At 59.4% G+C, this 23130-nt stretch carries 25 protein-coding genes; 11 read left to right on the top strand and 14 right to left on the bottom strand.

Features of this window, described 5'->3' with window-relative positions:
• Positions 1 to 27 precede the first annotated feature (27 nt).
• From accB to BLR72_RS05675, 4 genes are all read left to right on the top strand, one after another.
• A complete protein-coding gene (accB, locus tag BLR72_RS05690; RefSeq protein ID WP_091946006.1) occupies positions 28 to 507 on the top strand; it encodes an acetyl-CoA carboxylase biotin carboxyl carrier protein in 480 nt (159 codons plus the stop codon).
• Between the two features lie 31 nt (positions 508 to 538).
• On the top strand, positions 539 to 1897 hold the full coding sequence (gene accC / locus BLR72_RS05685) for an acetyl-CoA carboxylase biotin carboxylase subunit (RefSeq protein WP_027231428.1): 1359 nt from the start codon (positions 539 to 541) through the stop codon (positions 1895 to 1897).
• A gap of 41 nt (positions 1898 to 1938) precedes the next feature.
• On the top strand, positions 1939 to 2508 hold the full coding sequence (aat, locus tag BLR72_RS05680; protein WP_244506645.1) for a leucyl/phenylalanyl-tRNA--protein transferase: 570 nt from the start codon (positions 1939 to 1941) through the stop codon (positions 2506 to 2508).
• Positions 2509 to 2651: 143 nt separating this feature from the next.
• The gene (locus tag BLR72_RS05675) at positions 2652 to 3065 is read left to right on the top strand and encodes a VOC family protein (RefSeq protein WP_027231430.1); all 414 of its coding nucleotides are present in this window, start codon (positions 2652 to 2654) and stop codon (positions 3063 to 3065) included.
• 55 nt (positions 3066 to 3120) lie between these two features.
• On the opposite strand, the gene BLR72_RS05670 is transcribed toward BLR72_RS05675, so the two are convergent.
• The 5 genes from BLR72_RS05670 to gatB all read right to left on the bottom strand — a co-directional run bounded on the left by BLR72_RS05670 (position 3121) and on the right by gatB (position 6629).
• Positions 3121 to 3510, bottom strand: a complete 390-nt coding sequence (locus BLR72_RS05670; protein ID WP_244506622.1) for a DUF2155 domain-containing protein — start codon at positions 3508 to 3510, stop codon at positions 3121 to 3123.
• Positions 3511 to 3650: 140 nt separating this feature from the next.
• Positions 3651 to 4055, bottom strand: a complete 405-nt coding sequence (locus BLR72_RS05665) for an NADH:ubiquinone oxidoreductase subunit NDUFA12 (protein ID WP_091945997.1) — start codon at positions 4053 to 4055, stop codon at positions 3651 to 3653.
• A 76-nt stretch (positions 4056 to 4131) separates the two neighbouring features.
• Positions 4132 to 4620, bottom strand: a complete 489-nt coding sequence (locus BLR72_RS05660) for a GNAT family N-acetyltransferase (protein WP_091945994.1) — start codon at positions 4618 to 4620, stop codon at positions 4132 to 4134.
• Positions 4617 to 5126, bottom strand: a complete 510-nt coding sequence (locus BLR72_RS05655; RefSeq protein ID WP_091945991.1) for a GNAT family N-acetyltransferase — start codon at positions 5124 to 5126, stop codon at positions 4617 to 4619. The genes BLR72_RS05660 and BLR72_RS05655 overlap by 4 nt, the downstream gene beginning before the upstream one ends.
• On the bottom strand, positions 5127 to 6629 hold the full coding sequence (gatB, locus tag BLR72_RS05650) for an Asp-tRNA(Asn)/Glu-tRNA(Gln) amidotransferase subunit GatB (protein ID WP_091946657.1): 1503 nt from the start codon (positions 6627 to 6629) through the stop codon (positions 5127 to 5129).
• 218 nt (positions 6630 to 6847) lie between these two features.
• On the opposite strand from gatB, the gene BLR72_RS05645 reads away from it, so the two are divergent.
• From BLR72_RS05645 to BLR72_RS05635, 3 genes are all read left to right on the top strand, one after another.
• A complete protein-coding gene (locus BLR72_RS05645; RefSeq protein WP_091945988.1) occupies positions 6848 to 8593 on the top strand; it encodes an adenylate/guanylate cyclase domain-containing protein in 1746 nt (581 codons plus the stop codon).
• 91 nt (positions 8594 to 8684) lie between these two features.
• On the top strand, positions 8685 to 9068 hold the full coding sequence (locus BLR72_RS05640) for a DUF6152 family protein (RefSeq protein WP_091945985.1): 384 nt from the start codon (positions 8685 to 8687) through the stop codon (positions 9066 to 9068).
• Positions 9065 to 9541: a DUF2214 domain-containing protein gene (locus BLR72_RS05635; RefSeq protein WP_091945982.1), complete on the top strand. Its 477-nt coding sequence runs from the start codon at positions 9065 to 9067 to the stop codon at positions 9539 to 9541. The genes BLR72_RS05640 and BLR72_RS05635 overlap by 4 nt, the downstream gene beginning before the upstream one ends.
• Here the strand turns inward: BLR72_RS05635 and BLR72_RS05630 are convergent.
• Both BLR72_RS05630 and BLR72_RS05625 read right to left on the bottom strand, forming a co-directional pair.
• Positions 9538 to 9981, bottom strand: coding sequence for an SET domain-containing protein-lysine N-methyltransferase (locus BLR72_RS05630; protein ID WP_091945979.1), 444 nt, complete (start codon positions 9979 to 9981; stop codon positions 9538 to 9540). The two genes, BLR72_RS05635 and BLR72_RS05630, sit on opposite strands and share 4 nt — an antisense overlap.
• Positions 9978 to 10607 (bottom strand): TetR/AcrR family transcriptional regulator, encoded by a 630-nt coding sequence (locus tag BLR72_RS05625; RefSeq protein ID WP_091945977.1) that lies wholly within the window; start codon positions 10605 to 10607, stop codon positions 9978 to 9980. The genes BLR72_RS05630 and BLR72_RS05625 overlap by 4 nt, the downstream gene beginning before the upstream one ends.
• Before the next feature lie 92 nt (positions 10608 to 10699).
• On the opposite strand from BLR72_RS05625, the gene BLR72_RS05620 reads away from it, so the two are divergent.
• The 3 genes from BLR72_RS05620 to BLR72_RS05610 all read left to right on the top strand — a co-directional run bounded on the left by BLR72_RS05620 (position 10700) and on the right by BLR72_RS05610 (position 12889).
• Positions 10700 to 11545 (top strand): NAD(P)H-binding protein, encoded by an 846-nt coding sequence (locus BLR72_RS05620; RefSeq protein WP_091945975.1) that lies wholly within the window; start codon positions 10700 to 10702, stop codon positions 11543 to 11545.
• Positions 11542 to 12030, top strand: a complete 489-nt coding sequence (locus tag BLR72_RS05615) for an anthrone oxygenase family protein (RefSeq protein ID WP_091945972.1) — start codon at positions 11542 to 11544, stop codon at positions 12028 to 12030. The genes BLR72_RS05620 and BLR72_RS05615 overlap by 4 nt, the downstream gene beginning before the upstream one ends.
• 76 nt (positions 12031 to 12106) lie before the next feature.
• On the top strand, positions 12107 to 12889 hold the full coding sequence (locus BLR72_RS05610) for a bestrophin-like domain (protein WP_091945969.1): 783 nt from the start codon (positions 12107 to 12109) through the stop codon (positions 12887 to 12889).
• 11 nt (positions 12890 to 12900) lie between these two features.
• On the opposite strand, the gene BLR72_RS05605 is transcribed toward BLR72_RS05610, so the two are convergent.
• The 7 genes from BLR72_RS05605 to BLR72_RS05575 form a co-directional block, all read right to left on the bottom strand.
• Positions 12901 to 14145 (bottom strand): Y-family DNA polymerase, encoded by a 1245-nt coding sequence (locus BLR72_RS05605; protein ID WP_091945966.1) that lies wholly within the window; start codon positions 14143 to 14145, stop codon positions 12901 to 12903.
• A gap of 92 nt (positions 14146 to 14237) precedes the next feature.
• Positions 14238 to 16028, bottom strand: a complete 1791-nt coding sequence (gene recJ / locus BLR72_RS05600; RefSeq protein ID WP_091945963.1) for a single-stranded-DNA-specific exonuclease RecJ — start codon at positions 16026 to 16028, stop codon at positions 14238 to 14240.
• Between the two features lie 77 nt (positions 16029 to 16105).
• Positions 16106 to 16717 carry a hypothetical protein gene (locus tag BLR72_RS05595; protein ID WP_027231446.1) on the bottom strand — a complete coding sequence of 204 codons (612 nt, stop codon included), beginning with the start codon at positions 16715 to 16717 and terminating at the stop codon, positions 16106 to 16108.
• A gap of 151 nt (positions 16718 to 16868) precedes the next feature.
• Positions 16869 to 17852 carry a class II fructose-bisphosphatase gene (gene glpX, locus BLR72_RS05590; protein WP_027231447.1) on the bottom strand — a complete coding sequence of 328 codons (984 nt, stop codon included), beginning with the start codon at positions 17850 to 17852 and terminating at the stop codon, positions 16869 to 16871.
• Between the two features lie 179 nt (positions 17853 to 18031).
• Complete coding sequence (locus BLR72_RS05585; protein WP_027231448.1) at positions 18032 to 19348, bottom strand: homoserine dehydrogenase; 1317 nt, start codon at positions 19346 to 19348, stop codon at positions 18032 to 18034.
• Between the two features lie 71 nt (positions 19349 to 19419).
• Positions 19420 to 20637 carry an LL-diaminopimelate aminotransferase gene (locus BLR72_RS05580; protein ID WP_027231449.1) on the bottom strand — a complete coding sequence of 406 codons (1218 nt, stop codon included), beginning with the start codon at positions 20635 to 20637 and terminating at the stop codon, positions 19420 to 19422.
• Positions 20638 to 20779: 142 nt separating this feature from the next.
• Positions 20780 to 21139 (bottom strand): hypothetical protein, encoded by a 360-nt coding sequence (locus tag BLR72_RS05575; protein WP_091945960.1) that lies wholly within the window; start codon positions 21137 to 21139, stop codon positions 20780 to 20782.
• 117 nt (positions 21140 to 21256) lie between these two features.
• On the opposite strand from BLR72_RS05575, the gene phaC reads away from it, so the two are divergent.
• Complete coding sequence (gene phaC, locus BLR72_RS05570) at positions 21257 to 23077, top strand: class I poly(R)-hydroxyalkanoic acid synthase (RefSeq protein WP_091945957.1); 1821 nt, start codon at positions 21257 to 21259, stop codon at positions 23075 to 23077.
• The last annotated feature ends 53 nt before the right edge of the window (positions 23078 to 23130 follow it).

Here is a 23130-nt window from a genome sequence, read left to right as displayed (position 1 = left end):
CAATCAGAATAAGGGGCTTGAAAAAGCATGGCTAACAGAACCACCGGGATCGACAAGGTCATGATCCGCGATCTCGCGGAAATACTGAACGATACGGACCTCACCGACATCGAAATCGAGCAGGGCGATCTTCGCATCCGCGTTTCGCGCCAGGTCACCGTGCAGGCGGCAGCCCCGCAGCCGTTCTATGCGCAGGCTCCGGCGGCCGGTCCCGCTCAGCCAGCATCGCCCGTAGCGTCTGCGCCGGCGGCAGCGCCCGCGGCCGATCCCTCGAAGAATGCCATCCCCTCACCAATGGTCGGGACCGTCTATCTTGCGCCCGCACCCGGCGCACGCGACTTCATCCAGGTCGGTACCCAGGTGAAAGAAGGCCAGACGCTTCTGATCATCGAAGCGATGAAGACCATGAACCAGATCCCCTCGCCGCGCGCCGGCACAGTCACCGCAATCCTCGTAGCGGATTCCCAGCCCGTCGAATATGGCGAGCTGCTGGTCGTGATTGAATGATGCCGGACCCCGTGGGTGAATCGAGAGCGTGATGTTTCAGAAAATTCTCATAGCCAACCGCGGTGAAATCGCCCTGCGCGTTCTGCGGGCCTGCAAGGAACTCGGCATCCAGACGGTGGCTGTCCATTCGACCGCCGACGCCGATGCCATGCATGTACGGCTCGCCGACGAAAGCGTCTGCATTGGACCGCCGCCCTCGCGCGAAAGCTATCTGAATATTCATCAGATCGTTGCCGCCTGCGAAATCACCGGCGCGGACGCCATTCACCCCGGTTACGGCTTCCTGTCGGAAAATGCCAAATTCGCCGAGATCCTCGAGGCGCACAATATCACCTTCATCGGGCCTACCGCCGCGCATATCCGCGTCATGGGCGACAAGATTGAAGCCAAGCGTACGGCGAAGCGCCTCGGTATTCCGGTTGTACCGGGTTCCGATGGCGGCGTCACCGACGACAAGGAAGCTGCGCGCATCGCGGCGGAGATCGGCTATCCGGTTATCATTAAAGCCTCCGCCGGTGGCGGCGGCCGCGGCATGAAGGTGGCGCTCAACGAGGACGAACTGTCGATCGCGCTGTCCACGGCGCGCACGGAAGCCGGTGCCGCTTTTGGTGACGATGCCGTCTACATTGAAAAATACCTGCAAAAGCCCCGCCATATCGAAGTCCAGGTCATGGGCGATGGAAATGGCAAGGCGGTACACCTTGGCGAACGCGACTGTTCCTTGCAGCGGCGGCACCAGAAGGTCTGGGAAGAGGCCAACTCACCAGCCCTGAACTCCGACGAGCGCGAGCGCATCGGCATGATCTGCGCCAACGCCATGGCCGACATGGGCTATCGCGGGGCCGGCACGATCGAGTTCCTCTACGAAAATGGCGAATTCTATTTCATCGAAATGAACACGCGTCTTCAGGTCGAGCATCCGGTGACCGAGGCGATTACCGGCATCGATCTTGTACATGAGCAGATTCGCGTCGCCTCGGGCGGCGGGCTTTCGGTAACCCAGGAGGAGATTCGCTTCTCCGGCCACGCCATCGAATGCCGCATCAACGCCGAAGACCCGCGCACTTTCACGCCGTCGCCGGGCAAGATCACGCATTTTCACACACCCGGCGGCCTTGGCATTCGCGTCGATTCGGGCGTCTATTCCGGCTACAAGATCCCGCCCTATTATGACAGCCTCATTGGCAAGCTCATCGTTCATGGCCGCAACCGCGTCGAATGCATGATGCGCCTGCGCCGGGCGCTCGATGAATTCGTCGTCGACGGCATAAAGACCACACTTCCCCTCTTCCAGGATCTGATCAACAATCCTGATATCGCCAATGGCGATTATGACATTCACTGGCTGGAGAAATATCTGGCCGGAGATACCGCAGAAGAAGAGGCATGACGGGCAAGAACCCGGTAGAACCTTTCAAAATCGACCCCGCGTTGCTGTTGCGTGCCTACGCGACCGGGGTCTTTCCGATGGCCGAAGAGGCCGACAATCCAGAAATATTCTGGGTGCGCCCGGAAAAGCGCGGCATTATTCCGTTCGAGAATTTTCACGTCTCGCGCAGCCTGCGCAAGACCGTGCGCCAGGGTCGCTTCTCCATCCGGCTCGACAGCGATTTCGCCGGCGTCATCGCCGGATGCGCCAGCGGGTCGGGCGAGCGTTCCCGCACCTGGATCAACCAGCCGATCCGCGAGGCCTATGGCAAGCTGTTCGAACTCGGTTACTGCCATACCGTGGAAGCCTGGCTTGGCGGCCGCCTCGTCGGTGGGCTCTACGGTATCGCCCTCGGGTCGGCCTTCTTCGGGGAAAGCATGTTTTCGCGCGAGCGCGACGCCTCCAAGGTCTGCCTCGTCCATCTCGTCGGCCACCTGAGCGAGAAGGGCTTTACGCTCCTCGACACGCAGTTCACCACGAACCATCTCGAGAGCTTCGGTGCAGTCGAGGTGCCGCGCCGCCAGTACCAGAAGATGCTGGAAAACGCACTGGCACAGTCCGCGGAATTCTGAACGGCGACATCCCGCTTCCACATTGTCGGTGTATGTCTTCTTGCGGGCGGGTGCCGCGCAATTTTTTCTGAAAGAGAATGTCGACCCGGTGCGCACTCGTTCGTCTTAGGGAGGGAATAACCCGACGAACAAGGAGAATTGTCGTGAAGATCAATGCTTATCTGAACTTTGATGGAAAGTGCGAAGAGGCTTTCAACTTCTATGCCGGCGTACTCGGCGGCGAGATCGTCGCGATGATTCGTTTCGACGAAATGCCTGAAGGCAACGATATGCCGAAGGAACTTGCCAAGAATATTATGCACGCGACATTGCATATCGGCGACAACGTGCTGATGGCATCAGATGCACCGCCGCCCTATTTCCAGAAGGCGCAGGGCATGACGGTCGCCATCAACGTCGACACGCCTGCGGAAGCGGAGCGCATATTCTCTGCCCTGTCACAAGACGCGCAACACGTGCTGATGCCGCTCGGCGAAACCTCCTGGGCTCAGCGCTTTGCGATGTTTACCGACAAATACGGGACACCCTGGATCGTCAACTGCCCGAAGCCGATGTAACTGATCGCATCGGACGGCCGGCACGCTGGTGTCGGCCGGGCGCGCTATAGCGAATTCAGCTCTTTGCCGGCGCCGGCACATCCGACTTCTGCTTGCAGCTCTTCAGCCAGACATCGTAAACGGGATGCTCGACGGCATTGAGACCAGGGCTGTCGGCAAACATCCAGCCTGAGAAGATGCGCCTGATCTTGCGGTCGAGGGTGATTTCGTCGACCTCGACAAACGTATCCGTTTTCGGTGCCTCGGTATCCGGGCGCGTATAGCAGACGCGCGGTGTCAGCTGCAGGGCGCCGAATTGCACGGTCTCACCGATATAGACGTCGAATGTGGTGATGCGGCCGGTAATCTTGTCGAGCCCTGAAAATACAGCAATCGGATTGGTGATCTTTTCATCCGCCCGCGCCGAAGCAATCGCGGTGGCCGCAACTGCAGCGGCTGTGGCCATCACTCCAATCATCCGTGCAAACCTGGCGCGAAAGGGAACAGTCAGGGTCGAGCGGATCATTGCACTTCCGGGGTTAGCGGTGTCGGGGATTTCGATTCCAGCCAGTCGATAATGATCAATTGTGGCAGAAGAAGATCGGATCAGGCACCAGGCGTCCAGGCATCGTAATCGCCGGTGACGGTCGGACGATTGTCGCCATGGGCAATGGAGCCCTTGGGGCGATAAGCGGCTGGTGAACCGGTCAGATTGGGCTGGTGGCTCTTTTCCCAGCCATACGGCTTATAGTTTTCCTGCGACGGGGGCGTGTCGACCCGATGGTGCATCCAGCCGTGCCATCCAGCCGGAATCGCCGAGGCTTCGGCATAGCCGTTATAGATGACCCAGCGGCGCTTGCGCCCTTCCGAATCGAATGTGCTGAGGCCCTCGTAATAAATATTGCCGAGTTCATCCTCGCCGACCTTCGTACCCTTGCGCCAGGTAAAGAACCGGGTCCCGAGCGTCTGCCCGTTCCACCAGGTGAAAAATTGGGTGATGAAAGTCTTCATGGCAATCCTCGAACGATCTCGTTCAGCCTTTGGCAACTCAAGGGTTTATGGCGGTATCACCAAGGAATGGCAAGGGTCAAGTTGCCGCGTGAGCGGGTGCCAGCCGCAATTTGAAACCGGCATGGCTCTTCTCGAATCCGAGCCGCTCGTAAAAGCGGTGGGCGTCCGGGCGCTTGGCATTCGAGGTGAGTTGCACGAGCGCGATATCGCGCTCGCGCGCAACATCGAGACAGTGGTTGATCAGTTTTGCCCCGATGCCCTTGCCGCGCATGTCGGAGCGGGTCTGCACCGCCTCGATCGCCATTCGTCGGGTACCACGGCCGGTCAGCGATGTTATGAAGGTGGCCTGCGCCGTGGCGACCACCTCGCCGCCCAGTATGCCGACGAAGAGCAGATCATTGGGACTGGCCTCGATAGCGGCGAAGGCCCGCTCATAGTCAGGCAATGCCGCAGGATCGGTCGTATCGCCATGGCCGCCGATTGCGTCGTCGGCAAACAGCGCGATCAGCGCGGGAAGATCGGCGCGCGTCGCTTCCCGGAACGAAACATCCTTACCGGCGTTCACGGCGCCAGCTCGTAGCCAGTCAGCGATTTTTCGAAAACAACAACCGAGATACCTGAATTCGGCTCGCCCCAATTGTCGATCCGGTTATTCGTCCGCTCGAACCCCCTGCTTTCATAAAAGCGGATAGCTTTCTGATTTGCCTCGATAACTTCAAGCTGCATCGAGAAGACGCCGGGAAACGCGCTTTCGACTTCGGCCAGCAACAGCGAGCCGACGCCTTGCTTCTGGCGCTCGGGATGAACATAGAGCTGGTTGAGGATCGACAGCCTGTGATCTTTCTGCGAGGCATAGGCCATGCCGAGAATATCGGCACCATCATCGGCGATGATGAATTCCGAATAGGGCTTGGCCAACTGCTTCTTCAACGCCTCCAGAGAATGGTAGCGGCCGGTGATCGCCTGTACTTTCTCGGCTCCATATACGTCGTCATATGTTGCGTGCCAGGTAGTAACCAGCATTTCGTGGACGGCGTCGAGATCCTCTTTCGTGGCGCTGCGAACCCACATTTACTCGACAATCCCTAATTTCGCCTTGACGAGATCGCTGACCGCCTGCGGGTTGGCCTTGCCACCGGTTGATTTCATCACCTGGCCGACAAACCATCCGGCGAGCGTCGGTTTCGCCTTTGCCTGTTCCGCCTTGTCCGGGTTGGCGGCAATGACGTCATCAACAGCCTTTTCGATCGCGCCGGTGTCGGTAACCTGCTTCATGCCCCGGCTTTCAACCAGTTCGCGCGGGTTGCCGCCTTCGGTCCAGAGAATCTCGAAGAGGTCCTTGGCGATCTTGCCGGAAATCGTGCCTTCCTTGATAAGGTCGAGGACAGCGCCGAGCTGGTCCGGCGATACCGGTGATTCCTCGATGCCCTTGCCCGCCTTGTTCAACGCCCCGAGGAGATCGTTGATCACCCAGTTGGCGGAAAGCTTGCCGTCGCGGCCCTTGGCTACGGCCTCGTAATAGTCGGCAATGGCCTTTTCGGTGACGAGGATCGACGCGTCATAGACCAACAATCCCTGCTCATTCACGAGGCGTAACTTCTTGTCGTCCGGAAGCTCGGGCAGATCGGCCTTCAGCGTATCGACGTAAGCCTGTTCGAACTCGAGCGGCAAAAGGTCCGGGTCGGGGAAATAACGGTAATCATGCGCCTCTTCCTTTGAGCGCATGGAACGTGTCTCACCCTTGACCGGATCGAAAAGTCGGGTTTCCTGGTCTATGGCGCCGCCATCCTCGAGGACACCGATCTGGCGGCGGGCCTCATATTCGATGGCCTGTCCGACAAAACGGATCGAGTTGACGTTCTTGATCTCGCAGCGCGTCCCGAACTCACCGCCCGGACGGCGTACCGACACGTTGACGTCGGCGCGCATCGATCCTTCGTCCATATTCCCGTCGCAAGTGCCGAGATAGCGCACGATGGTGCGCAGCTTCGTCAGATAGGCCTTCGCCTCGTCCGAGGAGCGCAAATCGGGCTTCGATACGATCTCCATCAGGGCGACACCGGACCGGTTGAGATCGACATAGGACATGGTCGGGTTCTGGTCGTGCAGCGATTTGCCCGCATCCTGTTCGAGGTGCAGTCGCTCGATGCCGATTTCGATATCTTCGAAGTCGCCTTTTCGGTCAGGCCCCACCGAGATGGTCATCGTGCCCTCGCCGACGATGGGCTGCTTGTACTGCGAGATCTGATAGCCCTGCGGCAGGTCGGGGTAGAAATAGTTCTTGCGGTCGAACACCGACTTGAGATTGATTTGCGCCTTGAGTCCGAGACCTGTCCGGATCGCCTGGCGCACGCACCACTCATTGATCACCGGCAGCATGCCCGGCATCGCCGCATCGACCAGCGACACGTTGGCATTCGGCTCGGCGCCGAACTCCGTCGACGCACCGGAGAACAGCTTCGAGTTTGAGGTTACCTGGGCATGGACCTCCATGCCGACAACGATTTCCCAATCGCCTGTGGCGCCGGATATGAAACGCTTTGGGTCGGGCGTACGGGTATCAACTAAAGTCATGCTGCCTGTCATTCCTGGCTCATTCGTGTGTTCTATTGGCTAGTGCAATCCGCTCGGTCAGGCAAGTGTTTCTCATATGCGAATGGCTGAAAGCCAGGCCCTAATCCCTCTGATGCAATAGCAAGCAGGGCAGACACGCAGTAATACACCGACTTGGCGCATGCCAAACACCGTGATTAACTGAGTGCGTCAGATGGGGATCGGGGGCGACACCTGATATGGCAGATGAACGTGTCAAACGACGACTCGCTGCGATTTTCGTCGCCGACGTGGTCGGCTATACGCGCCATATGGAGCAGGATGAGGCAGGCACCCTCTCCCGTCTGAAGGCCCGGCGCCGCGATGTTCTCGACCCGCTGCTGCTCCGCCACGAGGGGCGCCTCGTTAAAATCCTCGGCGACGGAATTCTTGCGGAATTTGCCAGCGCCGCAAGCGCGGTTCGCTGCGCCGTGGAACTGCAGCGGGACATGGACGCGGCCAATGAAGGATTGCCCGAGACCCGCCAGTATGTGCTGCGCATCGGTATCAGCCTCGGCGATGTCATCGTCGAGGGCAAGGACCTCTACGGCAACGGCGTCAATCTCGCCGTAAGGCTCGAAAGTCATGGCAACGCCGGCGACATAACGATCTCGTCCAACGTATTCGATCAGGTCTGTCGTGAGGTCGTTGCGGAGTATGACGATCTCGGGCCCGTTTCGATGAAGAATTTCGCCAAGTCGGTTCATGCCTACCGCGTCCGGCCGTGTCCGCAGCAGCCGCCAGGAGCGGATGGTGGTCAGTCCACGCCATTGTCGTTGCCGCCGCGGCCGTCCATTGCGGTACTGCCGTTCAACACGATGGGCGCCAATGCCGAGCATGGCGCCTTCGCCGATGGGCTTACCGAAGACCTCATTACCGAGCTTTCGCGCACGCCCGGCCTTTTCGTCATCGCCCAGCATTCAGCCTTTGCCTACAAGGGAAAACCAGTGGACGTCCGCCAGATCGCCACCGAGCTTGGCGTGCGTTACCTGCTCGAGGGAAGCGCCCGCCGTTCCGCAGAGAGAGTGCGCGTCAACGTTCAGCTCGTAGACACGCTCGGCGGCTACCTGTGGGCCGAGCGATACGACCGTGAGATCGAGGATATTTTTGCGGTGCAGGACGACGTGGCGGCAAGGATCGTGGAGGCGCTTGTTGGACGACTTATCGTCCCGCCCATGCGCAATCGCCCAAAGAGCATGGAAGCCTATGATCTTTGCGTGCGCGCGCGCTCGCTTGGCTGGAATTCCGCCGGATCCCCTGAAGCCATCTACGAATCCATCGTCCTGCTCCAGCAGGCGATCGCAATCGATCCATCTTACGCCGAAGCCTATGGCTGGTTGGCATTCAATCTGTGGTCCACTTGGGCAAATGCCATGGATGCTACCGGGGATAACCGCAGACTGTCGCTTGAAATGGCTAAAAAAGCAGTGGCCCTCGATGCCAATGACGCTCAAAGTCGATGGATATTGGGTTATCTCCTTGCCTATGAAGGGCGATGGTCGGAATCGGACGCGGCGTTCGATGCAGCGATCGCAATGGATCGGAACTCGGCGGACGCGCTGATCTTTCGTGCAGAACTTCTGGCCTTTGCCGGACGAGCGAGCGAAGCCATGGACGTCATGGAACAGGCGTTCAGGCTAAATCCGCATCCGACCGCCTCCTATTATTGGGAACAGAGCCTCGTATATTACGTCGCCAGGCAATTTGAAAAAGCGATCGAAACCGTGCGCGGCAGCCCCGCATACCGCACTGGAGCCCGACGCATTCTTGCGGCAAGCCTTGCCCAGGCTGGAAATCTCAACGAGGCGCGCCAGGAGGCAGCGCTCTTCATGGCCAACAACCCCAACTTTTCCATTGGAAAGTGGGCGGAATCGCAGCCCTTCCGTGATCCGGAGACGCGGCAATTGTTTGTCGAGGGATATCGCAAGGCCGGGCTGCCCGAGTGACGCTGCCCGGCCTTCACAAGACTGTTGTTTGGCCTTCCCGCTTATCGGTGGGATAGTTTGACCTGTCAGGCAATTGAAAAGGGAGGCAGCCATGCAGGCGTTGCTAGGCCGAATTTTCAGTGGTGCCGCCGTTGCAGCGATATTCGCCACGGGCGCACTCGCACATCACGGCTGGTCCTGGGCCGAAGCCGACCAGATCGAACTTCGCGGCATTATCCGGGAAATCTATATTGGGCCGCCGCACCCGACCCTTGATGTCGAAACGGCGGGCGATGGCCTTTGGCGCATCGAACTCGCCAATCACAACCAGACCACGCGCGCCGGATTCGTTGAGGGGTCGGCAAAAGAAGGTGATGAAATCATCGCGCTCGGCAACCGTTCCACTGACCCGCAAGAGAAGCGTATGAAAGCGGTGAGGATTTCGGTCGCGGGCAAGACCTATGATCTTTATCCCGAGCGAATAAAAACGCAGTGAACAGCGGTTTCGTCGAGCTGCTGCAGGGACTCTCCGAATGGCCGGTCGCCGTGCTGCTGCGGCGCTATCAGATTGCATATCTGATCGCCAACGCCGTCCATATCATATCCGTCGGCCTGCTCATCGGCGCCATCGTCACGCTTGATCTTCGCATTCTCGGCCTGTTCAAGCAGTACCCTGTGAACATGCTTGCGCCGCCTCTCATCCGCGTAGCGGCAACGGGCATCGCGCTTGCCATACTGACGGGGATCATCCTGTTCACCGTGCGGCCGGTAGCATACGTCAACAACCCGGCCTTCCTTGCCAAACTTGCCTTGATCGCGCTGGGTCTGGGCAACGCATTGCTGCTCAGCCGCAGCCGGTCCTGGCGGTTCGAAAAGCAAGTGTCCGGCGGAGCGCGCATCGCCGCGCTCATATCGTTGACCGCCTGGATATGCGCCGTCATTGCGGGACGCTGGATCGGTTTTATCTAGTCGTCGTCCTGCATGAACGTCGTATCGTCCCGTTGCATGTAGCCGTCGGGTACCGGCTGCACCGCATAGTCGAGAGTCAGTTCTTCGCCTGCGGCGATGGCGCGTATTGCCCGCATGGTGCGATAGTCGGCGCCGATCTCGATACTGGGATTGAAACTGTGGTTGATAAAGCCGTAGCTCGTGCGCAAGGGACGAACCAGCAGCATTTCGCCCGGCAGCGCATTCCATTCCATTTCCGTCAGCAAGACCGGGTAACGCTTCGCTTCCACCAACTGACCATCGAGAACACAAAGCACCTCGTCCCTCGCCCAAGCCCTGCTGGTGAAGAGCCCCTGCCCCTGCAGCCCGCTCTTTGCCACGTATGTATCTGGAATAGTCTCGATAAGCGCTTCGCCGTTGAGGAAGATTTCGGCGCAGGTATCGATCGTCGGCTTGCTCATTCTTGATCCATCTCCCGCAAGACCATGTTCTTGAAGTGCTCAACCAACGCATCGCCCTCCGCCCGGTCGACCGAGATGGCAAGGCGCATCGTTGCTTCGCCAAGCTGCATGATGAGAAAACTCGACCGTTCGAGTTCGGTTCGGTCGGCAACGGGATTGACGCGTGCACGGGCGCTCGCCAGGACCGCGCCATTGATGCGGCTATCGGCAAGATCGATATCGCGCAGCGCCTTGTCGGCCTGCATGCCGGACCAGATATCGCGCATTACCGGCTCGGCCAGGAACATAGCATAATAAATATCGATCAATTCGCCGAACGCCCGGCGCAAACCCACCTTGTCGCTAACCCCTTCCAGTCCTTCGGCAATGCATTGCTGGCCGGCCACATTATAGCGCTCCGCCAGCGTCCGAATGATTGCCGCCTTGTCGGGGAAATACTGGTAGAGCGAACCGATCGATATGCCTGCCATTTCGGCGACATCGCTCATGCGCATGGCATCGCTGCCGCTTTTTTCAATGAGCGCCGAGGCGCACGCCAATATGCGCTCAACCCGTTCGCGGCTGCGTTTTTGTGTGGGTTCGCGCCGCGTCCCCGACTCTGTTGCCACGATGCCAGTGTCATTCATGAGTATTCCTCACATTTTTCTTGACTCCTATAATATGAGGATTTATCACATTTGCAAATATGAGACTTCCTCATATTTAATGGGAGCTGAAAATGACAACGTTTCATAGTTCGCAATTTCCTGTTCTGATCGTTGGCGGCACGGGCAAGACTGGTCGGCGCGTGGCCAAGCGCCTTGCCGCCCTCGGCCTTCCCGTACGCATCGGTTCGCGCCAAGGTACTCCGGCCTTCGATTGGGAAAATCCCGACACATGGGCCGTGGCACTGGAGGGTGTGTCGGCAGCCTATATCACCTACTACCCGGATCTCGCCGTGCCGGGCGCCGCGGATACCGTCGGTGAGCTAGCCCGCCTTGCCGTTCGCAAGGGCGTGAAGCGTCTCGTTCTCCTTTCCGGACGCGGAGAGCCGGAAGCGCAACGCGCTGAGCAGGCCTTGCAGACGTCGGGGGCGGACTGGACGATCATACGCGCGAGCTGGTTTGCGGAGAATTTCAGCGAGAGCTTCTTTCGCGAACCGATCCTTGCCGGCGAACTTGAACTACCGGTGAAAGATGTGGGCGAACCCTTCATCCATGCCGATGACATTGCCGACATCGTCGTCGCCGCGCTGACGGATACGAGGCACATCGGCGAGCTTTACGAGGTCACCGGCCCGCGCCTGATCACATTTGCCGAGGCGACCGCGGAAATCGCCAAGGCGACCCGCCGGGATATCCACTTCACCCCGATCCCTCACGACGTCTTCATGCAGGGGCTGACGGCCGATGGCGTTCCGGATGATGTCGCTGCGTTGATCGATGAGCTATTCCGCTCGGTTCTGGATGGGCGCAATGAATATCTTACCGATGGCGTGCAGCGGGCACTCGGCCGGGCACCGCGGGATTTTGCCGAATTCGCCCAAGCGGGCGCCGCGGCCGGCGTATGGGAGCAAGTGAAATGATTGCTCTCATTCCAATCCTCACCCTTCTTGCCGCCCTTGGCAGCGGTCTGATGGCCGGGCTGTTCTTTGCGTTCTCGAGCTTCGTCATGGCGGCGCTCGCACGCCTTCCCGCCGATCAAGGCATTGCCGCCATGAACTCGATCAACGTGACCATTCTCAACCTCAGCTTTGGCGTCGCCTTCTTCGGAACAGCTATTCTATGTCTTGGACTGGGCGTCGTCGGATTTCTCCGCTGGTCCGAACCCGGATCGATGTGGCTCGTTGCAGGAAGCCTGCTCTTCCTGATCGGCACGATCGCCGTGACGATGATCTTCAACGTGCCGCTGAATGACGCGCTTGCCACCGCCAACCCCGCGAGCCCCGAGAGCGCAGCGCTCTGGACGCGTTACCTTGCAGAATGGCTGCCGTGGAACCATGTCCGCGCGCTCACCACCATAGCGGCATTGATCAGCTTCATCCTGGCCTTTGCCCGACAGTCAGCCTGACCAAACCTCATCTCCTGTCCTTTTTCCGGAAACACAGTAGATTAACCAGGCAATTGCGCTTGTTCCGGGGGAATACATGGCATTTGAGCTTCTTGTCGCGGTCCTGTTCGTTGGCGGAACGATAACCCTGACGCTCATCGCCTATTTCCTGATGCGCCTCATTACGGGCGGCGATCCCGATGGCCAGGAACGCGATCTGGCAAGTTCGATCATCTTCCGCGTATCGGCCTTGCACGGACTAATCCTGGCTCTCGTCTTTGCGCAGGAGATGATCGACTACCAGCAGCTTCGCAATGAAACCGCGACCGAATCCAACGCCATTGCCGATATCTACTTCGACGCGGGCCGCTATGGCGGCGGCCATGCCGGGGCGATCCAGACGCCGCTCAGCGAATATATCAGCGTGGTGGTCGACAAGGAGTGGGCGATCCTCGGCGCCACCGACCGCCTGACGCCAGAGGCCTGGGCGAAGTGGGACGCAGCCTATGCGGCCGCGCTTGATCTCGAACCGACGAACAAGCGCGAGGAAAGCCTGCGCAACCACATGCTTGAGCGTCTCTACACAGTTGCCGAAAGCCGGACCAAGCGGGAAAGCAATGTCGCCGACTCGATGAGCGGCATCTTCTGGTTCGCGGCTCTCTCCGGCGTCGTGTTCATCGCGCTCGCCTATTATTCCTATCCGCCGCAGCGACGAAATATCGTTCTCATCTCCATGTTCGGCGCCTATACCGGCATTATCCTGTTTCTCATTTATGCCTTCTCCAACCCCTATAGCCCGCCCGCAGCAATGAGCCCCGGCCCGCTTCTGCGCCTCCAGGAGCAGATCCGCCACTCGATCTCGCAACCACCGCAGACCTAACGAAGCGCTTCTCAAAAATCCTCGGCTGCCGGTATTCGGCCAAATGCGATCTTCGACCCTATGTAGTTTCCGGGCCCGTTCGCTGGGCCAAGGTTCAGCGCCCTGGATCCGTGCCTTACCCTGATCGTGTCGAGAACATCCGACACCCGCTCCCACTGACTCTGCGCTTGACGGCTGTCGCGCGTATCGAACAGGTCGCGACTGGCTTCCTGCTCCTCGGAGAGCTCATGCAGGACGACGGTGACCGAACTGATATTGTTCATTTCGCCTGACATCACAAATTTCTCGTGCAATTCGTTGAGTGCATTGAGAAAAGTATGATCGTCGCGTGCCGGCCTGAACCGCTTGTCCAGGCTTGTGCGGCTTTCGCGGCGCGTGCCCACGGAGTAGGTCAGCGCCCCGGCGCGATGATGCGAACGGCGCAGCCTTCGTGCCGCGCTCATTGTCAAAAGACGCGCACATTGCAGCACCTTTTGCGGCGCCCGCCAGTCCGGAGGCAAATTGCGCCCATGGCCGAACATGCGCTTGATCGTTTCCGGCCTTTCGACGGAGTAACCGTGCAAGGCGGCAACGAAGCGTTCGCCTTCGACGCTGTTCCAGATCGCCCGCGCATGCTTGGGGGCAAGTGCCCAAAGGCCTGCAATATCGGTGACGCCTGCCTCTGTGAGGCGCGTCTCCATGCCCTTCGAGATACCCGGCAGATCGCGCAAGGCAAGACCCAGCAATTTCCCTGGCAGATCCGTGTGGTCGAGAATCACGAAGCCATCCGGCTTATCCATCTCCGCCGCAATCTTGGCGAGCAGTTCATTGAACGAGATGCCGATCGAACAGGTGAGCACCGGACCAAACTCGTCGCGCAACGATCGCTTGATGCGCGACGAGAGCTCCGCTGCCTGCCGCGCTTCGGATTCGAGCAGCGTGCAGGCAAGCTCGTCGATCGAGCGCACCGCGGCGATCGGAACGCACCGCTCGATGATTTCAAGAATGCGGTTGTGCAGGCGCACGTATACATCAGGCCGCGCCTCGATGAACACGATGTCCGGGCATTTCTCCCGCGCATCACGTACTGAAGTGCCCGTCTTGATGCCGAATGGCTTGGCTTCGCGGCTTGCAGCGATCACGCTGGTATAGGGAGAATCGAGCGGAACGACCGCTATTGGCCTTCCCTGCAGCGCCGGGTTGAGTTGCTGCTCGACGCTCGCAAAGAAACTGTCAAAATCAAGATATAGCTTTTCAGGATGGGTCGGCTTGCGCATGTTCCGGGGCTCTCACATTGAGAACAAAAATAGAACATTTGCTCCGGAATTAAAACAGCAATCTTGGAAATTGCGAAGAAGAGAAGCTCCGGTCAGGCAGCACGTGCCGCATCGAGAATGCGAAACTGCGTGGTTGTCGAACCATTCCAGTGGTTGAGGGAAAGATTGCCCGCAACGTGGATGGTTTGGCCGAGATTTTTGAACAGGAAATCGCCGAGCGGGCTACCGACAGCGCGAAACGCCATGGCATTGATCCGCGAGCCATCGGCACTGACGAGTGTCGCTCGCACATGGCCGCTTCCCACTTCCCGCGCATCGGTCAGGCGGTGATGCGGCAGTACAAGCACCGGTTGTGGATGTCCCGAGCCGTAGGGTCCAGCCCGCTCCATCAGGTCGTGCAAGGCCACGGTGGCGCCGGCGGCGCTGAGCGCTCCATCGATTTCGAGCGATTCATTGCCGCGCAATTCCCCGACCATGGCCGCTGCATTTTCTTCGAAAAAAGCCCGTAAAGCGCCGAGTTTGCCGCGTTCCACGGTTATGCCGGCTGCCATGGCATGCCCGCCGCCCTTGACGAGAAAGCCCTGTTCGACCGCGCCGCGTACCAGCCTGCCGAGGTCGAACCCGTGGATGGAGCGGCCGGAGCCCGCGCCGGTGCCATTGGCATTGAACGCGATGGCAAAAGCCGGACGCCGGGTTTTTTCTTTCAGCCGGGCCGCGATCAGCCCGACGATCCCCGGATGCCAGTCGTCATTCGCGGTAACGACGATGGCGGGGCCAGCGGCCGCTGAAAGTTCGGTCATTGCCTCCGCTTCAGCCTGTTCCAGCATGGCGGTTTCCATCGCCTGGCGTTCCTGATTGAGGCGGTTGAGTTCCTCGGCAATGCGCAGCGCTTCGTTTGGATCGTCCAGCGTCAACAGACGCGCGCCGAGGCCGGCATCGCCTATACGCCCGCCGGCATTGATGCGGGGGCCGATCAGATAGGCGAAATGAAAGGCATTGAGCGGTTCACCGATCCGCGCAACACGCGCGAGGGCCGCAAGGCCGACATTTTGCTGGGCCCGTGCCACAAGGATGCCCTTGACGACGAAGGCACGGTTGAGTCCCTGCAGCGGCACGACATCGCAAACGGTCGCAAGCGCCGCAAGGTCGAGCAACGACAAGAGGTCGAACGGGGGCGCGCTCGCGCCGACACCCTGTTCGCGCATCGCGCGCAACGTCTGCACGAGCGTCAGGAACACGACGCCTGCAGCACAAAGGTGGCCCTGCCCCGAAAGATCGTCCTCGCGATTGGGGTTGACCACGGCAAGCGCGGCAGCTGGCAACGCGCCGCCAAGCTGGTGATGGTCGAGCACAACGACATCGGCGCCCGCAGCCTTCGCCGCCTCGATGGCGGCCGCGCTGTTGGTTCCGCAGTCAACTGTTACAATCAGGCTCGCCTGTTGCGCGAGTTCCTGCATCGCCGCAGGATTGGGACCGTAGCCTTCGAAAATCCGGTCAGGAATATAGATGCGATTGGCGATGCCATAATGGCTGAGGAACCTTGACAGGATCGCCGAGGAGGCCGCCCCGTCAACGTCGTAGTCGCCGAAGATGGCGACCTTTTCGCGCCCTGCAATTGCCCTTGCGATGCGTGCCGCCGCAATTTCCATATCGGTCAGCGATGTGGGATCGGGCATGAGGCTTTTCAGCGTCGGGTCCATGAAGGCAACCGCCTCGTCGAGCCCGACACCCCTGCCGGCCAGCACGCGGGTCACGATATCCGGGAAACCATGGTTCTGCGCCATAGCGAGCGCAATGTTCGCCTCGCGCTGGGCGAGCCGGTCCACCCATTTCAGGCCGGTTGCCGATTTTTCAACGCCGAGGAAGAGCCGTGCCGATGTCATTGCATCGTTCAATCACCCGGCGACTGCGAAAGCAATGCTTCGAAAGGCCTATCCAACGCCAATCACGCCAACGGGTGTCAGTTGCTGGCAGGAGGCAGCGCAAGTTCGCTGATGGCGGAGGCCATGGCGGAGGCAAAGTCGGCGAGTTGCCGGTCGACCACCTCCTTGGAACTGAGGCGATAATTCATTACGGGCTGTATAAGCATATAGCGCCCGAGCACGCCGGTGGCGCAGACGAGAAAATCGTCCTTCTTCTGCGGATCATCAGAGCTGACACAGGCCATGGCGCGGTTGCCGTAGCTTATATTGGTGCGCTGTGCCACCTGATTGGGCTGGCTCGAATGGTATTGGAATGCCTGGTCGAGCAGGCTGCGCACCACGGGATCATCCGGACCGTCCTTGACCGGGTACATGCCGGCGACATTGCTGGCACGGACCCCGTTGACCGAGACGATCGCTCGCGCATCCACGCCGCCATATTCGACAGTCGCGCTGAAATTCTGCGGATCGGCATTGCGGCTGATGACGGTGAAGGGGCCGGAGGTATCAGGCAGACCGACGAGGATGTCGCGCGAACGGTAGCCTTGAATGAGATCCAGGTCCGTTTCCTGCGCATGAAGCGGAGAAAACGGCACTAAAACCAAAAGTATCGACAATATATTGCAGACAATTCCGTAATGGATATTCATGCCTGACCCGTTGCGAAGAGGTACTCATATGACAAAATACCAAAAAACACGTGATCCCAATAGGGTAGAGTGAAATCAGCAGTAATTATCGTAAAAAAAAGCTGCCGGTCCCGAACGAGACAGGCAGCTTTATGTGAAGGCGGGCGTGTCGTTACTGAAACTTGGCCATGTCCTGATGCTTGGCCTTGATCTCGCGCACCGTTTGCGAATGCGAACGCATGACGACCGTATGCGTCTGGATGTAGTCGCGGGCAAACTTGACGCCGCTGAGCATGTTGCCGTCGGTCACGCCCGTGGCGGCAAAGAGCACGTCGCCCTTCGCCATTTCTTCCATCGTATAGACCTTCTTGGGATCGGAGATGCCCATCTTGGCGGCGCGTGCGATCTTGTCGTCGCTGTTGAGCTGCAAGCGTCCCTGCATCTGGCCGCCGATGCAGCGCAGCGCCGCCGCGGCAAGTACGCCCTCAGGGGCGCCGCCAATGCCGAGATAGATGTCGATACCGGTCTCGTCCGGATCCGTCGTATGGATGACGCCGGCAACGTCGCCATCACCGATCAGGCGAATTGCAGCGCCCGTCGCACGCACCTCCTCGATCAGGCGCGCATGACGTGGGCGGTCCATGATGCAGGCGGTGATTTCATTGAGCGGCACGCCCTTTGCCTTGGCAACGGCGGTGATATTTTCGATGGCAGGCGCGTCGAGATTGATGATCCCGGCCGGATAACCCGGACCAACGGCGATCTTTTCCATGTAGACGTCGGGCGCATAGAGAAGATTGCCCTTCTCGGCAATCGCGATGACTGCGAGAGAATTCGGCAGGTTCTTGGCGCAGATCGTCGTCCCTTCAAGCGGGTCGAGGGCGATATCGACGGCGGGACCGTTCCGCGTGCCGACTTCTTCGCCGATGTAGAGCATCGGCGCCTCATCGCGCTCACCCTCGCCGATCACCACGGTTCCGGCAATGGGGAGCCGGTTGAGCTCCTGACGCATCGCATCCACAGCCGCCTGATCGGCCGCCATCTCGTCACCCCGGCCGCGCAGGCGTGCAGCAGCCACCGCTGCCCGCTCGGTTACGCGCACCAATTCGAGGGTAAGGATGCGATCGAGACCATTTTGTTCGGAGGTTTTCAGCATAGTTTTTCCTGCGTTGGTGTGGCGACGCTGTATTTTCGGATCGCCACAGCTCTCCTTAGCATCGGTATGCAAACCTTTTGTCAAAGTCGCACCAATGCGGCAAGGGCTCGCAAAAAAGCTAATCGATTAAACGCCCTAGGCGCTGTTTCTTCCAGTGGTTGCGGCCGCGCGAGGCGGTCTCAACCCGCCCGTTCGATACGGATCATCTGCGGTTTGTCGGTCGCGTGGCCATCCTTGACGATCCCCTCGAGCGCTTTCTTCACCGCAGCTTCAGTGGTCTCGTGGGTGACAAGAATAACCGTCTTCGTCGCTTCCGGTTGGTTGTCGGCGCTCTGGCGCTGGACGATGGATTCGAGCGAGATATCGTTGTCAGCCATGCGCTTGGCGATAGCGGCAAACACGCCGGCGCGGTCGTGCACCGTCAGGCGGATGAAGTAGCCGCCCTCGTGCGAGCGCATCCGCGCCCGTTTGTAAGGCGCCAGCGCCTTTGCCGGTGTACCGAACACAGGACCGTGCTGGAAACCCGGCCGGCTTTTGGCAATATCGGCAAGGTCGCCAATAACGGCCGAGGCCGTCGCCGCGCCGCCGGCGCCAGGTCCTGACAACAGCAATTCACCCAGAAGATCGGTTTCAATCGCGACCGCATTGGTGACGCCGTGGACCTGCGCAATGACGGATTCGACCGGCACCATCGTCGGATGAACGCGCTGCTCTATGCCGCTGTCGGTTTTCAGGGCCACGCCCAGCAACTTGATGCGATAGCCGAGTTCGTCGGCAGCCTTGATATCGGCGAGCGAGATGTTGCTGATACCCTCAAGATAGATGTCGTCTGCGGAAATCTGGGTGCCGAATGCAAGGCTCGTCAGGATTGCGAGCTTGTGTGCCGTATCATTGCCCTCGATGTCGAAGGTCGGGTCCGCTTCCGCATAGCCGAGACGCTGCGCATCGGCGAGACAGGCATCGAACGAGATACCCTCTTCCCACATGCGCGTGAGGATATAGTTGCAGGTGCCGTTCATGATGCCATAGACGCGCGAAACAGTATTGCCGGTGAGCGACTCGCGCAGCGCCTTGATAACCGGGATGCCACCGGCGACCGCTGCCTCGAAGTTTAGGAGAACCCCCTTATCCTCCGCGATCTTTGCCAAGGCGACGCCATGCTTGGCAAGCAGGGCCTTGTTGGCGGTGATGACGTGCCGGCCGGATTTCAGCGCAGCCTCCACGGCGGCACGCGCCGGCCCTTCGTCACCGCCGATCAATTCGATGAAAACGTCGATGTCGTTTGATTTGGCAAGGGCAACCGGGTCTTCGAACCAGCTCGCTGAGGAAAAGTCGACGCCACGATCGCGCTTGCGGTCACGCGCCGAAACGGCGGTAACCACGATTTCCTTGCCGCACTGGCGAGTGAGCATTTCGCCCCGGTCACGCAATATTTTCAGAACGGAGGCACCAACAGTACCCAGTCCGGCGATACCCACGCGCAGCGCTTCACTCATCATGCAATTCCCTGAAATTTGCTGAAACGGCGCCGGATGGCGCCGCCGATTTTACTGCGAACGCCCTCAGATCAACGACGGACGTTCAACGGGATGACGTTGTGCAGTTTTTCGTCGGCCGTGGCAAGAAACCGCTTCAGACTGCGTGCGGCCTGACGTATCCGGTGCTCGTTCTCGACGAGAGCGATACGGATGTAGTCGTCGCCATGCTCGCCGAAACCGATGCCGGGGGCGACCGCAACATCAGCGTGCTCGATCAGCAGCTTGGAAAATTCGAGCGAGCCGAGGCTGCGGAATTTTTCCGGGATCGGCGCCCAGGCGAACATGGTCGCCGCCGGTGGCGGTACATCCCAGCCTGCCCGGCCGAAGCTGTCGACGAGCACGTCACGCCGGCGCTTGTAGATGCCGCGTACTTCCGCGATGTCGGACCCGTCGCCGTTGAGTGCGGCGGCCGCCGCAACCTGAATAGGCGTGAACGCGCCGTAATCGAGGTATGATTTGACCCGGGTCAGCGCGGCGATCAGCCGCTCATTGCCGACGGCAAAGCCCATGCGCCATCCGGGCATCGAGAAGGTCTTCGACATCGAGGTGAACTCTACCGCGACATCGATCGCGCCCGGCACCTGCAAAACGGAGGGAGGCGGCGCGCCATCAAAATAGATCTCCGAATAGGCGAGATCCGATAGAATGATGATCTCGTTCTTGCGGGCGAAAGCGACGACATCCTTGTAGAAATCGAGCGACGCCACATGGGCGGTCGGATTGGACGGATAATTCAGAATAAGTGCCAGCGGCTTTGGAATGGAGTGGCGAATGCCGCGTTCCAACGCCGGAATGAACTGATCGTCGGGCTTTGCCGGAATCGAGCGAATGACGCCGCCCGACATGATGAAGCCGAAAGCATGGATCGGATAGGTCGGATCGGGGCAAAGCACGACGTCGCCCGGAGCGGTAATCGCCTGCGCCATGTTGGCGAAGCCTTCTTTCGAGCCAAGGGTCGCGACGACCTGCGTGTCAGGATTGAGCTTCACGCCGAAGCGCCGCTCATAATAGGCAGCCTGGGCGCGGCGCAAACCGGGGATGCCTTTCGATGCCGAATAGCGATGCGTGCGCGGGTCCTGCACGGCCTCGCACAGCTTGTCGACAATGCCCTGGGGCGTCGGCAGGTCGGGGTTGCCCATGCCGAGATCGACAATATCCGCACCCGCCGCTCGCGCGCTCGCCTTCAGGCGATTCACCTGTTCGAAAACGTAAGGCGGGAGGCGGCGAACTTTATGAAATTCTTCCATAGGCTGGGTCCGGTTAAAAGGGTTAATTATGCGCGTCGCGCTATACAACGAAACGCTACAGCGGTCGAGTAATCATTGCGGGCATTCGCGCCGGCGATCGCCGACAGCCTCCCACCTCATTGTGGGAAAGATGCGGCCAAAACTAGGGCGTTGTCTTCCTGCCTTCGATCGCCGTCAAATCGTCCTGCTGCTGCTTGATCAGCTTCTGCAAATCCGCCTGCTTCTTGGCAGCCGCCGCTGGATCGGCCGAGGGACCGGATTGCGCGGCTGTCTTTGCCGCCGTCGTCCTGGCGATCAGCGCCTGCTTCTCTTCCGGGGTAAATTGCGTCGTCTCGCCCTTCGGGTCCGGCGTAAAATGCGGATAGGTGCCGGTATTGACGGGTCCGGTCAGCGGCGAATTCGCCATGACCGGCTGCGCCGAGTTATTTGCGCAGGCGCCGAGCCCCGAAATCAGAACGGCGCCGAATGAAAGGCGCATGAGGTTTTTGACCGGCAAGTTCATTTTATGTCCCGATTGCGAAAAACGAATTCATAATGACGATAACAATTGCACGTTAGAGGGATAGCACCAATTTATGATATGATGTCAATATTGTGCGACATGGGAGGAAGTGCCTGCATGGACAATCAAGGGGACAAGACAGGCAAAGCGCCGAACCTTGATAATTATGTCATCAAGGATCCAGAGGCGTTTGCCCGCAATGTCGCCCACATGATCGAGCAGGCCGGCAAGGCCGCATCCGCCTGGGTTGAGCCGCGCGAAAAGGGCCTGAAGCGCGATACGCTTGCCGACCCTGTGACCGATGTCGTCAAGACACTCTCCAAGGTTTCCGAATATTGGCTCGCCGAACCGGCGCGTGCCCTCGAGGCCCAGACAAGGCTGTTCACCAGCTATATGGCGATCTGGTCGAACTCCATTCGCCGCCTGAGCGGCGAAGACGTGGAGGATGTCGTCACGCCCGACAAAGGCGACAAACGCTTTGCCGACGAGGATTGGGGAAAGTACGCCTTTTTCGATTTTCTCAAGCAGGCCTATCTTGTCACGTCCCGCTGGGCCGCCGAGCTCGTCGAAAACACCGAAGGGCTCGACGAGCATACGCGGCACAAGGCCTCCTTTTACGTGAAGCAGATTACGACCGCCGCCTCGCCGAGCAATTTCCTCATGACCAATCCCGAGCTCTATAAGGAAACGGTCGCCAGCAACGCGGAAAACCTTGTCCGCGGCATGAAGATGCTTGCAGAGGATATCGCCGCCGGCGGCGGTGACCTCAGGCTCCGCCAGTCCGACACGACGAAATTCTCGCTTGGCGAGAATGTAGCCACCACGCCGGGCAAGGTCATCGCGCGCAGCGAAGTCGCCGAGATCATCCAGTATGAGCCGACAACGGAAAAGGTGCTCAAGCGCCCACTTCTCATCTGCCCGCCCTGGATCAACAAATTTTACATTCTCGATCTCAACCCGGAAAAATCATTCATCAAATGGGCAGTTGATCGGGGACACACGGTCTTCGTCATCTCCTGGGTCAATCCAGACGAACGGCATGCTCACAAGGACTGGACGGCCTATATCAATGAAGGGCTGCGCTTTGGCCTCGACACTATCGAAAAAGCCACGGGCGAAAAAGGCGTCAATGCCATCGGCTATTGCGTCGGCGGTACGCTGCTGAGTGCGGCGCTTGCGCTTTTTGCCAGAGAGGGCGAGGACCGCATCAAGAGCGCGACGCTCTTCACCACACAAGTGGATTTCACCCATGCCGGCGATCTGAAGGTTTTCGTCGATGAAGACCAGATCAGTGCATTGGAAAAGGCGATGTCCGCCGAGGGTTACCTTGAAGGCACGCGCATGGCGACCGCCTTCAACATGCTGCGTTCCGGCGACCTTATCTGGCCCTATGTCGTCAACAACTACATGCGCGGCCGCGATCCCTTGCCCTTTGACCTTCTCTATTGGAACGCCGACGCGACGCGCATGAGCGCTGCCAACCATTCCTACTATCTGCGCAATTGCTATCTCGACAACAATTTGGTGCGCGGCATGATGCAACTCGCCGGCGAAAATCTCTCCCTCGCCGATGTCAAGATTCCGATCTACAACCTTGCGGCCAAGGAAGACCACATCGCTCCGGCCCTCTCGGTCTTTACCGGGTGCAAGTTTTTTGGCGGGGATGTCACCTACGTCCTCGCGGGTTCGGGCCATATTGCCGGCGTCGTCAATCCCCCGGCCAGGAACAAATACCAGTATTGGACGGGCGGAGCTCCCATCGGCAATTTTGATGACTGGATCGCCAAAACCCGGGAGCACCCGGGTTCTTGGTGGAGCCACTGGGAAAAATGGGTCGAATCACAGGCTCCAGAGCGCGTTTCCGCACGCAAACCCGGCGAACAAAACGTTGAAATTCTGGCCGAAGCACCAGGAACCTATGTTCGCGTCAGGGTGTAGGAAAGAGTTGATTCGAACCGGCGGCACCCGACAAAGCACAGGTGAAGACAATG

The sequence above is a fragment of the Phyllobacterium sp. YR620 genome (assembly GCF_900104165.1).
GTDB classification, from domain to species: domain Bacteria; phylum Pseudomonadota; class Alphaproteobacteria; order Rhizobiales; family Rhizobiaceae; genus Phyllobacterium; species Phyllobacterium pellucidum.
This window is presented reverse-complemented; position numbering and strand designations above follow the sequence as displayed.

Coding starts and splice junctions, on each gene's coding strand:
- accB (WP_091946006.1), top strand. CDS start 28: ATGGCTAACAGAACCACCGGGATCGACAAGGTCATGATCCGCGATCTC.
- accC (WP_027231428.1), top strand. CDS start 539: ATGTTTCAGAAAATTCTCATAGCCAACCGCGGTGAAATCGCCCTGCGC.
- BLR72_RS05670 (WP_244506622.1), bottom strand. CDS start 3,510: ATGGCCACAGCCGCTGCAGTTGCGGCCACCGCGATTGCTTCGGCGCGG.
- BLR72_RS05665 (WP_091945997.1), bottom strand. CDS start 4,055: ATGAAGACTTTCATCACCCAATTTTTCACCTGGTGGAACGGGCAGACG.
- BLR72_RS05655 (WP_091945991.1), bottom strand. CDS start 5,126: ATGTGGGTTCGCAGCGCCACGAAAGAGGATCTCGACGCCGTCCACGAA.
- gatB (WP_091946657.1), bottom strand. CDS start 6,629: ATGACTTTAGTTGATACCCGTACGCCCGACCCAAAGCGTTTCATATCC.
- BLR72_RS05645 (WP_091945988.1), top strand. CDS start 6,848: ATGGCAGATGAACGTGTCAAACGACGACTCGCTGCGATTTTCGTCGCC.
- BLR72_RS05640 (WP_091945985.1), top strand. CDS start 8,685: ATGCAGGCGTTGCTAGGCCGAATTTTCAGTGGTGCCGCCGTTGCAGCG.
- BLR72_RS05630 (WP_091945979.1), bottom strand. CDS start 9,981: ATGAGCAAGCCGACGATCGATACCTGCGCCGAAATCTTCCTCAACGGC.
- BLR72_RS05625 (WP_091945977.1), bottom strand. CDS start 10,607: ATGAATGACACTGGCATCGTGGCAACAGAGTCGGGGACGCGGCGCGAA.
- BLR72_RS05620 (WP_091945975.1), top strand. CDS start 10,700: ATGACAACGTTTCATAGTTCGCAATTTCCTGTTCTGATCGTTGGCGGC.
- BLR72_RS05615 (WP_091945972.1), top strand. CDS start 11,542: ATGATTGCTCTCATTCCAATCCTCACCCTTCTTGCCGCCCTTGGCAGC.
- BLR72_RS05610 (WP_091945969.1), top strand. CDS start 12,107: ATGGCATTTGAGCTTCTTGTCGCGGTCCTGTTCGTTGGCGGAACGATA.
- BLR72_RS05605 (WP_091945966.1), bottom strand. CDS start 14,145: ATGCGCAAGCCGACCCATCCTGAAAAGCTATATCTTGATTTTGACAGT.
- recJ (WP_091945963.1), bottom strand. CDS start 16,028: ATGACATCGGCACGGCTCTTCCTCGGCGTTGAAAAATCGGCAACCGGC.
- BLR72_RS05595 (WP_027231446.1), bottom strand. CDS start 16,717: ATGAATATCCATTACGGAATTGTCTGCAATATATTGTCGATACTTTTG.
- glpX (WP_027231447.1), bottom strand. CDS start 17,852: ATGCTGAAAACCTCCGAACAAAATGGTCTCGATCGCATCCTTACCCTC.
- BLR72_RS05585 (WP_027231448.1), bottom strand. CDS start 19,348: ATGAGTGAAGCGCTGCGCGTGGGTATCGCCGGACTGGGTACTGTTGGT.
- BLR72_RS05580 (WP_027231449.1), bottom strand. CDS start 20,637: ATGGAAGAATTTCATAAAGTTCGCCGCCTCCCGCCTTACGTTTTCGAA.
- BLR72_RS05575 (WP_091945960.1), bottom strand. CDS start 21,139: ATGAACTTGCCGGTCAAAAACCTCATGCGCCTTTCATTCGGCGCCGTT.
- phaC (WP_091945957.1), top strand. CDS start 21,257: ATGGACAATCAAGGGGACAAGACAGGCAAAGCGCCGAACCTTGATAAT.